At 64.9% G+C, this 12,294-nt stretch carries 10 protein-coding genes; 9 read left to right on the forward strand and 1 reads right to left on the reverse strand.

Features of this window, described 5'->3' with window-relative positions:
• Positions 1-270 precede the first annotated feature (270 nt).
• The 9 genes from QYH69_RS24495 (at position 271) to ftsB (ending at position 11,764) form a co-directional block, all read left to right on the forward strand.
• Positions 271-1,524 carry a lipoprotein-releasing ABC transporter permease subunit gene (locus QYH69_RS24495; protein ID WP_308834322.1) on the forward strand — a complete coding sequence of 418 codons (1,254 nt, stop codon included), beginning with the start codon at positions 271-273 and terminating at the stop codon, positions 1,522-1,524.
• A complete protein-coding gene (gene lolD / locus QYH69_RS24500; protein ID WP_308834323.1) occupies positions 1,517-2,266 on the forward strand; it encodes a lipoprotein-releasing ABC transporter ATP-binding protein LolD in 750 nt (249 codons plus the stop codon). The genes QYH69_RS24495 and lolD overlap by 8 nt, the downstream gene beginning before the upstream one ends.
• Positions 2,267-2,310: 44 nt before the next feature.
• Positions 2,311-3,099, forward strand: a complete 789-nt coding sequence (locus QYH69_RS24505; protein ID WP_308834324.1) for a TatD family hydrolase — start codon at positions 2,311-2,313, stop codon at positions 3,097-3,099.
• A 105-nt stretch (positions 3,100-3,204) separates the two neighbouring features.
• Positions 3,205-6,093, forward strand: a complete 2,889-nt coding sequence (locus QYH69_RS24510) for a ComEC/Rec2 family competence protein (protein WP_308834325.1) — start codon at positions 3,205-3,207, stop codon at positions 6,091-6,093.
• A gap of 150 nt (positions 6,094-6,243) precedes the next feature.
• Entirely contained in the window at positions 6,244-7,062 is an 819-nt protein-coding gene (locus QYH69_RS24515) for an alpha/beta hydrolase (RefSeq protein WP_308834326.1), read from the forward strand.
• Positions 7,063-7,224: 162 nt separating this feature from the next.
• Positions 7,225-8,913, forward strand: coding sequence for a CTP synthase (locus QYH69_RS24520; RefSeq protein WP_308834327.1), 1,689 nt, complete (start codon positions 7,225-7,227; stop codon positions 8,911-8,913).
• Positions 8,910-9,764, forward strand: a complete 855-nt coding sequence (gene kdsA / locus QYH69_RS24525; RefSeq protein ID WP_308834328.1) for a 3-deoxy-8-phosphooctulonate synthase — start codon at positions 8,910-8,912, stop codon at positions 9,762-9,764. The genes QYH69_RS24520 and kdsA overlap by 4 nt, the downstream gene beginning before the upstream one ends.
• Before the next feature lie 165 nt (positions 9,765-9,929).
• Positions 9,930-11,213: a phosphopyruvate hydratase gene (gene eno / locus QYH69_RS24530; protein WP_075156776.1), complete on the forward strand. Its 1,284-nt coding sequence runs from the start codon at positions 9,930-9,932 to the stop codon at positions 11,211-11,213.
• Between the two features lie 107 nt (positions 11,214-11,320).
• Positions 11,321-11,764, forward strand: coding sequence for a cell division protein FtsB (gene ftsB / locus QYH69_RS24535; protein WP_308834329.1), 444 nt, complete (start codon positions 11,321-11,323; stop codon positions 11,762-11,764).
• A 66-nt stretch (positions 11,765-11,830) separates the two neighbouring features.
• On the opposite strand, the gene QYH69_RS24540 is transcribed toward ftsB, so the two are convergent.
• Complete coding sequence (locus tag QYH69_RS24540) at positions 11,831-12,196, reverse strand: hypothetical protein (protein WP_374992493.1); 366 nt, start codon at positions 12,194-12,196, stop codon at positions 11,831-11,833.
• Between the last annotated feature and the right edge of the window lie 98 nt (positions 12,197-12,294).

The following is a 12,294-nucleotide window of genomic DNA, read 5'->3' on the forward strand; positions in this document are numbered from 1 at the left end:
GTCGCTTTTTCGTCGTTTCGAGGGCGCAAGCCTGAAGATTCATGGGCGTGGCATGCGCGATCCACCGTGGCGCTGAACCATCCGTCATAATTCGCGCCAAACCACTACGCAGTAGGGCGTGGCCTGCACACCGTAAGGAATCTTCGATTTTCGTTAATCGCGATGACCGGAGGCAGCCGGAAGGAAGCAGCCGGAATCGAACCGTTCCACGCCCAGGGCATGGCGCGCTGCCGACCCCCGCAGTTGCATAACCCGCAGACAAGGACTCGCTTGAAACTTCCGTACGAATGGCAGATCGGCTGGCGCTACACCCGCGCCGGCAAACGCACGACCGGCAACGGCTTTATTTCGTTCATCGCGCTCGTGTCGATGTCGGGCATTGCACTCGGCGTCGCGGCGCTGATCGTCGTGCTGTCCGTGATGAACGGCTTTCAGAAAGAGGTGCGCGACCGCATGCTGTCCGTGCTCGCCCACGTCGAAATCTTCTCGCCGGCCGGGTCGATGCCCGACTGGCAACTGACCGCGAAAGAAGCGCGCCAGAACAAGGAAGTGATCGGCGCCGCGCCGTATGTCGAAGCGCAGGCGCTGCTGACGCGCCAGGATGCTGTCAGCGGCGTCGCATTGCGCGGCGTCGATTCGTCGCTCGAACCGGAGGTGTCCGACATCGGCAAGGAAATGCGCGCGGGCCGCCTCGCGGACCTGATCCCCGGCGACTTCGGCATCGTGCTTGGCGCGGACCTCGCGGCAAGCCTCGGCGTGACGGCCGGCGACAAGATCACGCTCGTCGCGCCCGAAGGCACGATCACGCCGGCCGGCATGCTGCCGCGCTTGAAGCAGTTCACCGTGGTCGGCGTGTTCGAGTCCGGGCATTACGAATTCGACAGCACGCTTGCGCTCATCAACATCCGCGATGCCGAAGCGCTGTTCCGCCTACCGGCACCAACGGGCGTGCGCTTGAGGCTCAAGGATATGCAACGCGCGCCGCAGGTCGCGCATGAACTCGCGCGCACGCTCTCGGGCGACCTGTACATTCGCGACTGGACGCAGCAGAACAAGACATGGTTCTCCGCCGTGCAGATCGAAAAGCGCATGATGTTCATCATCCTCACGCTGATTATCGCGGTTGCGGCGTTCAATCTCGTGTCGTCGCTCGTGATGACGGTGACCAACAAGCAGGCCGACATCGCCATCCTGCGCACGCTCGGCGCGCAGCCGGCCTCGATCATGAAAATCTTCGTCGTGCAGGGCGTGACGATCGGGTTCGTCGGCACGGCGATCGGCGTCGCGCTCGGCTGTCTGATCGCGTGGAGCATTCCGTGGCTCGTGCCGATGATCGAGCACCTGTTCGGCATCCAGTTTCTGCCGCCGTCGGTGTACTTCATCAGCGAGCTGCCGTCCGAACTCGTGGCCGGCGACGTGATCAGAATCGGCGTGATTGCATTTGTGCTGTCGTCGCTTGCGACGCTCTATCCGAGCTGGCGCGGTGCGAAGGTGCGCCCGGCGGAGGCGCTGCGCTATGAATGATCGTCCGAACCCACACGCCATGCTCAACTCCGGCAATACCACCGATCGTCATCCTTACGTACTCGAAGCGAACAGCATCTCGAAGGCATTCGTGCAAGGCGGCCTCAACGTGCCCGTGCTCAGCAATACGCGGCTGTCGGTGCGGCGCGGCGAGAAGCTCGCGATCGTCGGCGCGTCCGGTTCCGGCAAGAGCACGCTGCTGCACGTGCTAGGCGGCCTCGACGATCCGAGCGCCGGCGAAGTGTCGCTGCTCGGCAAGCCGTTCACGAAGCTGTCCGAGCGCGAGCGCAACGATCTGCGCAACCGCGCGCTTGGCTTCGTCTATCAGTTCCATCATCTGCTGCCGGAATTCAGCGCGCTCGACAACGTCGCCATGCCGCTGCGGATTCGCCGCATGACCACCGAAGCCGCGCGTCGCGAAGCGCTCGAGATGCTCGAGCGCGTCAACCTCGCGCATCGCGCCAGGCACCGGCCCGGCGAGCTGTCGGGCGGCGAGCGGCAGCGCGTGGCAATCGCGCGCGCGCTCGTCACGAAGCCCGCCTGCGTGCTCGCCGACGAGCCGACCGGGAACCTCGACAGCGGCACGGCCGACACGGTGTTCAATCTGATGCTCGAACTGTCGGGCACGCTCGAGACAAGCTTCGTGATCGTCACGCACGACCAGGATCTGGCCGCGCGTTGCGACCGGGTACTGCGTTTGCGCGAAGGCGTGCTGTACGAGGAGCCGCCGGTTCCGCTCTGAGCGCCGACGCAAACGCAAACGCAAACGCTCGCGAGGCTTTCCGCATGTGGATCGACACGCACTGCCATCTCGACGCTTCCGAATTCGACGCCGACCGCGATGCGGTCGCGTCCGCCGCGCGCGAGGCCGGGGTCGCGCGCATCGTGATTCCGGGCGTATCGCGCGCGTGGTGCGCACGAGTACGCGAGCTCGCTCATCGCATCGTCGGCGGCGCGTACGCGCTCGGCATTCATCCGCTCTTCACACCGCAGGCGCAGGAAGCCGATCTCGATGCGTTGCGGATGGAGATCGAGGCGAGCCTCGACGATCCGCGCTTTGTCGGCATCGGCGAGATCGGCCTCGACTATTTCGTGCCGGGCCTCGACAATGCGCGTCAGCAATTCTTCTACAACGAGCAGCTGAAGCTCGCGCATGAATTCGACTTGCCGGTGATCTGCCATGTGCGCAAGTCGCAGGACCAGGTGCTGAAAGGGCTGCGCCGGCAGCAGGTGCATCGCGGCATCGCGCATGCGTTCAACGGCAGCTTCCAGCAGGCGCAGGCCTTTATCGATCACGGCATGCATCTTGGCTTCGGCGGCAATCTGACGTTCGAGCGTGCGCTGCAAATCCGGCGTCTAGCCGCGCAATTGCCGCTCGATGCGATCGTCGTCGAGACCGATGCGCCCGATATTCCTCCTGCGTGGCTCTATCGGCAGCGCAATACGCCCGATCAGATTCCGGCGATCGGCGCGAGCCTCGCGCAACAGCGCAACATCGACGAACACGAGCTTGCACTATGCACAACGGCCAACGCGCATGCTGCGTTGCCGCGGCTCGCACTTTCCTCTGCATAATCGCTGGCGGTGATGCGCGGCGGGCGCCGGACGCCGGCGGCCGCGTATGCTGACGCGGCTTGTTTTCGCTTGCCCCACGCGCGATTCGATGGTGGCGGAGGGGGCATGCGGGCGGTGTGGTGCGGATTTGCATTGGGTGTCGTGTGGTTGCAGCGGCAGGCGGCGTTGCCGGAAAAATTCGGCGCGGCGGTGCTGGCGGTAACGGCATGCGGTGCGCTTGGTGTCGCGATCTGGGGGCTGCGTCGTCGCGGCAGCGCGTGCATGACGTGTCGGCGCGCGGCATGGTGCGCGATATGGCTCGCGGCGTTTTGCGCCGGCTTCGGGTACGCGGCGTGGCGCGCGCACGCGCGGCTCGCGTATGCGCTCCCCGTCGAATGGGAAGGCCGCGATATCGAAGTGCGCGGATATATCGAAGGGCTGCCGACGTCGCTGGCCGGCAGCGCGGGCAGTCGCGCACGCAACGCCGGCGGCAAGAACGGACGCAACGTCGAGGATGATCGCGAAGCCGCCGGTGCGCGCGATAAAGACGGCGGCAAGGCCGGCGACGAAGCGGCTAACAGTGCCGGCGAGGGCGCTGCCGATGGCGCCGGCAGCCGTGCCGGCAACATTGGCGACACAGGCTCGCGTTTCGTCTTCAACGTCGAGTCGACCGACACGCCGGTTCCAGACTTTCCGCGCAGGTTGCAGTTGTCGTGGATCGCTCAGGACGCGCCATTGCCTGAAGGCCTCGCGCCAGGCGCGCGCTGGCGTCTGTTCGTGCGCCTCAAGCGTGCGCATGGCAACGCGAACTTCGGCGTGCGCGACGCGGAGGCGACACTGTTCGCCCGTAACATCCGCGCAACGGGTTATGTGACGCGTCCTGCCGCCGCGCAGCGCCTGCCGGGAGACGCGCACGGTATCGGCATGACCGTGGACCGCTGGCGCGCCGCGCTGCGCGCGCGAATCGACGGCGTGCTTGCGGATGCGCCGCATCGGGGTATCGTGGTCGCGCTCGCGATCGGCGCGCAGGATGCGGTCAGCGCCGTGGACTGGCAACTGATGCGTGCGACCGGCACGAGTCACCTCGTCGCGATATCGGGGTTGCACATCGGCTTCGTCGCGGGGCTTGCCGCGTGGCTCGCCGGTGCGATCTGGCGGCGCTCGGGCTTTGTCGGCGCGCGCATCGGCATCGACTGGCCGCTCGTGTTGCCCGCGCAGAAGGTCGCCGTGCCGTGCGGCGCGTTGTTCGCCGCGTTTCACGCGGCGCTTGCCGGGTTCAATGTGCCGGCGCAGCGCGCGCTCTGGATGCTCGCGGTCGTCGCGCTTGCATTCGTCAGCGGCCGCACGGTCGCGCCATCGGTCGTGCTCGCGTGGGCGCTCGGGCTCGTCCTGCTGATCGACCCGTGGGCTGTGCTCGCGGCCGGCTTCTGGCTGTCTTTCTGCGCGGTGGCGGCGATCCTGTTTGCGATGTCGGGTCGCGCCGCGGTGCGCGCCGATGACAATAGACGGCCCAGGTACGGAAGCCTTGACGACGAAGACTGGCTCAACGCGGGCGCACCGCATGAGGATCGACGCCTTGGCGATACGCATGACCGGCTCACCCGCAGAGCGTTCCGCACGCGCTTGGTCAGCCTCGCGACCGCATTGCGTCTGCGGGCACGCACGCTAACGCATGCTTTCGTCGAGCGCACACGAAGCGGTGCGCACGTGCAGTTCGCAGTCACGGTCGCGCTCGCTCCGCTCACCGCATACTGGTTCGCGCAAATTCCGCTGATCGGCCCGCTTGCGAACGCCTTTGCGATTCCGTGGGTCAGCGTGCTCGTTACGCCGCTCGTGCTCGCGGGTGTCGCGTTGCCGGCACCGCTCGACGCATTCGCGTTCAGCGTCGCACACCGGCTACTCGACGTGTTGACCGCGGGCTTGCATCTCGTATCAGGGCCCGCGTGGGCGCTCTGGCGGCTGCCGCAGCCGGATGCGTGGGCGCTCGCGGCGGCGGCGGCCGGCGTCATCTGGTGTCTTGCGCCGCGCGGCTGGCCGATGCGCTGGGCTGCGCCGATTGCATGGCTGCCGTTGCTGATGCCGCCGTCTTCGGCGCCGCCGCACGGCACGTTCCGCTTGACTGCACTCGATATCGGTCAGGGCTCGGCGATCGTCGTCGAGACCGCGCATCACGCCTTGCTGTTCGACGCGGGGCCAGGGCCCGAGTCGACGCATGCGGGCGAACGCGTCGTCGTGCCGTATTTGCAGGCCGCTGGCCTACAGACGCTCGATACGCTCGTGATCAGCCACGCCGACTCCGATCATTCGGGCGGAGCGGCGGCCGTGCTCGACGGCGTCTCGGTGCGCCAGTTGCTGGCCGCGCTGCCGCCCGACCACGTGCTTTGGCAAAGCGCTCGTGCCGCGGGTGCGGGCACCGTGCCGTGCGCGGCAGGGCAGCGGTGGCAATGGGACGGCGTGGAGTTCGCGATGCTGTGGCCGGACGCGGGTCCGCTGCGCGGCAAAACGAATGCGCATTGCTGCGTGTTGCGCGTGAGTGCGAGCGCAAGCACAGGTCGCAATGCGGCGGGGCGTACCATCGACGCCGCCGCGCGCGCTGACGCCAACCTCGCCCGTGATATCGACGCTCATGCCGACGCGCGCCCGCGCGCCACCGCGTTGCTCACGGCCGACATCGAAGCGGCCGTCGAACGCACCTTGCTCGCCCGCGATCGCGATGCGCTACGTGCGCAAGTTCTGCTGGCGCCTCATCACGGCAGCAAGACTTCGTCGACCGAGCCTTTCCTCGACGCTATCGATCCGCTTATCGCGATATTTCAGGTAGGCTACCGCAACCGGTTCCATCACCCGCATCCGGGTGTCTTTGCCCGATATCTGGCACGGCATATCGAGTTGCCGCGCAGCGACGAAGATGGGGCGGTGCGCATCGAAGCGAGCGCCGATGCGCTCGGCAAACATCAACTCGTACTGACACTCGAACGGTATCGAGAGACGCACCGCCGATACTGGATGGATTAAATCGAAGCCGCGAGACGATACGGCACAACGCCGCAGAATACCGCGCGACAGAGCGTGCCCGATCGCACGCCCTGGATCCGGCGTGTTTACCGGCACATCGGCGCCCGCAAGCGAAGCACGCCTCATCACGAAAAACGGAGACAGCAGCGCTTGAAACAGGTCATCCACTTTTCGCACGCGAACGGTTTTCCGGCACCGATCTACCGCACGCTGTTCGCCGAACTCGGCGACGCATACGAACTGCGTTATATCGAACGCATCGGCCATGATCCGCGTTATCCGGTCACGCGCGACTGGCCGCATCTCGTCGAACAACTGCTCGACGACGTGGCACGCACGTACGAACAGCCGGTCTGGCTCGTTGGGCATTCGCTGGGCGGGTATCTGTCGCTGATGGCCGCGCTGAAAAAGCCACAGTGGGTGCGCGGCGTCGTGATGCTCGATTCGCCGGTCATCGCCGGCTGGCGCAGCGGCATGCTGCGCGTATCGCAGTGGACGGGACTCGACGAGCGCCTGTCGCCCGCGGCCGCGACGCGCACGCGCCGCACGCATTGGGCGGGCCGCGACGAGGCGTGGCGGCACTTCCATGCGAAGGCAGCCTTCGCGCGCTGGGACGAGCGCGTGCTGTCCGACTACGTCGACTTCGGCATCCCGCAGGTGGCGGCCGACGGCACGCGCGCGCTCGCGTTCGACCGCCGCACCGAGTACCTGATTTACCGGACGCTGCCGCACACGCTCGGCTCGCGCCTGGCACACGGCGCGCCGGTGCCGGTCGGCCTGATCGCCGGTACGCATTCGAAGGAGATTCGCCAGGTCGGGCTCGCGGCAACGCGGCGGGCGACACGCGGTCATCTCGAATGGATCGACGGCAGTCATCTGTTTCCGATGGAGAAACCGATCGAAACGGCGCGCGCGGTAGAACGGATGCTGCATGAACTCGAAGCGGGGGAATGGAATGCGAGCGTGTGATCTGGCGGCGCAGGAAGCGTTGCCGCGATCGTTTTTGCATGGGCTCGAAGTGAGCGCTAAAGCACTCGCTTGCACCGCTCGCCGCGCCCCGAATCGAGGTTTTATTGCTGGGTCGGGACCCTGCTTTCAGGTATAATCCGTTTTTCCCGCGAGCATCCAGCGATGACCAAATATGTTTTCGTCACCGGCGGCGTAGTGTCTTCCCTCGGCAAAGGTATTGCCGCCGCTTCCCTCGCCGCGATCCTCGAATCGCGCGGTCTCAAAGTCACCCTCCTCAAACTCGATCCCTATATCAACGTCGACCCAGGCACGATGAGCCCGTTTCAGCACGGCGAAGTGTTCGTGACGGAGGACGGAGCGGAGACGGATCTCGATCTCGGCCACTACGAGCGCTTCATCAGCACGAAGATGCGCAAGGCCAATAACTTCACCACCGGCCAGATCTACGAATCGGTGATCCGCAAGGAACGCCGCGGCGATTATCTCGGCAAGACCGTGCAGGTCATTCCGCACATCACGAACGAGATCCAGGCATTCATCGAACGCGGCGCCGCATCGGCAACCTGCGGTGAGCCCGATGTCGCGATCGTCGAAATCGGCGGCACGGTCGGCGACATCGAATCGCTGCCGTTCCTCGAGGCCGCGCGCCAGATGAGCCTGCGCCTCGGCCGCAACAGCGCGTGCTTCGTGCACCTCACGCTCGTGCCGTTCATCGCCACCGCGGGCGAACTGAAAACCAAGCCCACGCAGCACAGCGTGCAGAAGTTGCGCGAAATCGGTATCTATCCGAACGTGCTGCTGTGCCGCGCGGACCGCCGCATCCCCGACGACGAGCGCGCGAAAATTTCGATGTTCTCGAATGTGCCCGAAGACGCCGTGATTTCGGTGTGGGACGTCGACAGCATCTACAAGATCCCGCAGATGCTGAACGACCAGGGCCTCGACGGCATCATCTGCGACGAACTGAAGCTCACCGCGCAGCCGGCCGATCTGTCGATGTGGGCGCAGCTCGTCGACAAGCTCGAGCATCCGAAACACGAAGTGACGATCGGCATGGTCGGCAAGTACGTCGAGTTGACCGAGTCGTACAAGTCGCTGATCGAAGCATTGCGTCACGCGTCGATTCACACGTCGGCGAAGGTCAATATCGAATACATCGATTCCGAAGAGATCGAAGCGAACGGCGTCGACAGCCTCAAGCATCTCGACGCCGTGCTCGTGCCGGGCGGCTTCGGCCGGCGCGGCACCGAAGGCAAGATCGCCGCGATCCGTTACGCGCGCGAAGCGAAAGTGCCGTATCTCGGCATCTGCCTCGGCATGCAACTCGCAGTGATCGAATTCGCGCGCGACGTCGTCGGCCTCAAGGACGCGAACAGCACCGAGTTCGATGCGTCGACGCCGAACCGCGTCGTCGCGCTGATCACCGAGTGGTACGACCGCGAAGGCAAGGTCGAGAAGCGCACCGAGGAATCGGATCTCGGCGGCACGATGCGTCTCGGTTCGCAGCGCTGCCCGATCAAGCCCGGCACGATGGCCGCTGAAATTTATGGCAAGGACGTGAACGAGCGGCACCGTCACCGCTACGAAGTCAACAACCGCTTCGTGCCGCAACTCGAAGCGGGCGGCCTCATTATCAGCGCGCGTACGCCGAGCGAAGATCTGCCGGAAATGATGGAGTTGCCGCGCGATATGCATCCGTGGTTCGTCGGCGTGCAGTTCCACCCGGAATTCACGTCCACGCCGCGCGATGGGCATCCGCTTTTCAGGGCGTTCGTCGAAGCGGCGCGGCAGCACAGTGAGGCGCATCACCAGCAAGCCGGCGCGGAAGAGAAGAAAGAGGAAAAGGTATGAAGCTCGCCGACTTCGAGATCGGGCTTAATCAACCGTTTTTTCTGATTGCCGGCACCTGCGTCGTCGAATCCGAACAGATGACGATCGACACTGCGGGCAAGCTCAAGGAAATCTGCGCGAAGCTCAAGATTCCGTTCATCTACAAGTCTTCGTACGACAAGGCGAATCGCAGCAGCGGCAAGTCGTTTCGCGGTCTCGGTATGGACGAAGGCCTGCGTATCCTTTCCGAAGTGAAGCGCCAGCTCGGCGTGCCGGTGCTGACGGATGTGCACAGCATCGAAGAAATCGAACAGGTCGCAGCCGCGGTCGACGTGCTGCAAACGCCGGCGTTCCTGTGCCGGCAAACCGACTTCATCCATGCCTGCGCGCGTTCGGGCAAGCCCGTCAACATCAAGAAAGGGCAGTTCCTCGCGCCGCACGACATGAAGAACGTTATCGACAAGGCGCGCGACGCGGCTCGCGAAGCGGGGCTTTCGGAAGACCGCTTCATGGCGTGCGAGCGCGGCGTGTCGTTCGGCTATAACAACCTCGTGTCCGACATGCGCTCGCTTGCGATCATGCGCGAGACCGGCGCGCCGGTCGTGTTCGATGCGACGCACTCGGTGCAATTGCCGGGCGGTCAGGGCACGAGCTCGGGCGGCCAGCGTGAATTCGTGCCGGTGCTCGCGCGCGCGGCCGTCGCGACGGGGATCGCGGGGCTCTTTATGGAAACGCATCCGAATCCCGCGCAAGCGAAGTCCGATGGACCCAACGCGGTGCCGCTTCACCGCATGGCCGATCTGCTCGAGACGTTGATCACACTCGACCAGGCCGTGAAGCGCACGCCGTTCCTCGAACACGATTTCAACTGATGCCGCGCGCCGGGCGTCCCCGTATCCGGTCAGTCCCGATGCGGCGCATGCCGGTCGCGCACCCCCCGATGGCCGTCGAACCGCACGGCGCCGAAAAAGTCGCAAGACTGTGCGTGCGCCGCGGGTTTCGCCGTAACGAATCCACCGTAACTTCCTGAGGAAACCATGAGTGCTATCGTAGATATCATCGGTCGCGAGATTCTCGATTCGCGAGGCAACCCCACCGTCGAGTGCGACGTGCTGCTGGAGTCGGGCACGATGGGCCGTGCGGCGGTGCCGTCGGGCGCGTCGACCGGTTCGCGCGAAGCGATCGAACTGCGCGACGGCGAAACGGGCCGCTACAGCGGCAAGGGCGTGCTGAAGGCGGTCGAGCACATCAATACCGAGATCTCGGAGGCGATCATGGGCCTCGACGCGTCGGAGCAGGCGTTCCTCGACAAGACGCTGCTCGAGCTCGACGGCACCGATAACAAGTCGCGTCTGGGCGCCAACGCGTTGCTGGCGGTTTCGATGGCGGTCGCGAAGGCGGCGGCCGAAGAAGCCGGCCTGCCGCTCTATCGCTACTTCGGCGGCTCGGGCGCCATGCAACTGCCGGTGCCGATGATGAACATCGTCAACGGTGGCGCGCACGCGAACAACAGCCTCGACATCCAGGAATTCATGATCGTGCCGGTCAGCCAGCCGACGTTCCGCGAAGCGCTGCGTTGCGGCGCCGAGGTGTTCCACGCGCTGAAGAAAATCCTGTCCGATCGCGGCATGAGCACGGCCGTCGGCGACGAAGGCGGCTTCGCGCCGAACTTCGGCAGCAACGACGAGTGCCTGTCGACGATCCTGCAGGCCATCGAAAAGGCCGGCTACCGCGCCGGCGAAGACGTGCTGCTCGCGCTGGACTGCGCGGCGAGCGAGTTCTACCACGACGGCAAATACCAGCTGGCGGGCGAAGGCCTGCAACTGTCGTCGGCGGAATTCACCGACTACCTGGCGACGCTTGCCGATAAATTCCCGATCGTGTCGATCGAAGACGGCATGCACGAAAGCGACTGGGAAGGCTGGAAGCTCCTGACCGACAAGCTCGGCAAGAAAATCCAGCTCGTCGGCGACGATCTGTTCGTGACGAACACGCGCATCCTGAAGGAAGGCATCGAGAAGGGCATCGCGAATTCGATTCTGATCAAGATCAACCAGATCGGCACGCTGACCGAAACCTTTGCGGCGATCGAGATGGCCAAGCGCGCCGGCTACACGGCGGTGATCTCGCACCGTTCGGGCGAAACCGAAGATTCGACGATCGCCGATATCGCGGTCGGTTTGAACGCCGGACAGATCAAGACCGGCTCGCTGTCGCGCAGCGACCGTATCTCGAAGTACAACCAGCTGCTGCGTATCGAGGAAGACCTCGGCGATATCGCGAGCTACCCAGGCAAATCGGCGTTCTATAACCTGCGTTGATTCGCCTATTGTGCTTAGCGCTGATTCGATGTTAACTCGCAGCTGAGTGATTGACCCCGCCGCCCTGCGTTCAGCGCAGGGCGGCGCGTATTCAAGATCAAACCTTCATGCGCCTTGTTACTGTCGCTCTGGTTGTCCTGCTGGTGCTGATTCAGTTTCCGCTGTGGTGGGGGCACGGGGGCTGGCTCCGTGTTCACGAACTGCGCGAAGAGCTGGACCAGCAGTTGAAGAAAAACGCCGACGAAAAGGTTCGCAACGAGCGTATCGAAGGCGAAGTTCAGGACTTGCAGAACGGCACCGCCGCGGTCGAGGAGCGCGCCCGCTACGAGATGGGCATGGTCAAGGACAGCGAGGTGTTCGTGCAGTTCGTGTCGCCGAACGCGCCGCTGCCGGCATCGAATTCGTCGGCGGCCGCGACGTCGACGCGCGGACAGATGTCGGCCGCGCCGCTACGCGTCGTGCCGAATCCGGAGTCGCGGGCCAAGCCCGACAGGAAACACGGCGCGAAGAAGAGCGCCACCGAAGACGCGAAGAAGAAGGGTGCGGGCTAGTTGCCGGGTTCTCGCCGCGTTTTCGCTACCTTCTCGCTGCCTTCTTGCTGCCTTCTGCGCGATCGTTCACCAGCCCCATCCCCAGCCTGGGTAGCCGTAGCCGATTCCACCGCCCCAGCCATGTCCCCAACCGCCGCTCGAGTAGCTGCCGAAAACGGTGACCGGCGGCGGCGCGTAGTATCGCGACCACGCTTGCGCCGCGGCATCGGCCGCCATCGCCTGGTCCTGTTCCGCTAACACCTGTTTGTCGATCGCGTCATAGCGCGCGCGCTGTTCCGGCGTGAGCGGATGCGCGGTGGCTGTCGCTTCGAGCTGGTCGGCCGGCAGGCGGCTATAGATCGGCGACGGCCCCGGCGGGTCCATCATGCATCCGGCCAGCATCAACATCGCGCTACCGGCGGGAAGCAGTGTCGCGGCGCTTCGCATCCACATGCCTCGCATCTGCGCGCGTTGCGTTCGCACGGCTTGCCTCCGACCATCGAGTGACGAAAGCATGTTCATGTCGGCCTCCATCGGTGCTGGTCGGATAC

Source organism: Paraburkholderia sp. SARCC-3016, from assembly GCF_031119615.1.
Classification (GTDB): domain Bacteria; phylum Pseudomonadota; class Gammaproteobacteria; order Burkholderiales; family Burkholderiaceae; genus Paraburkholderia.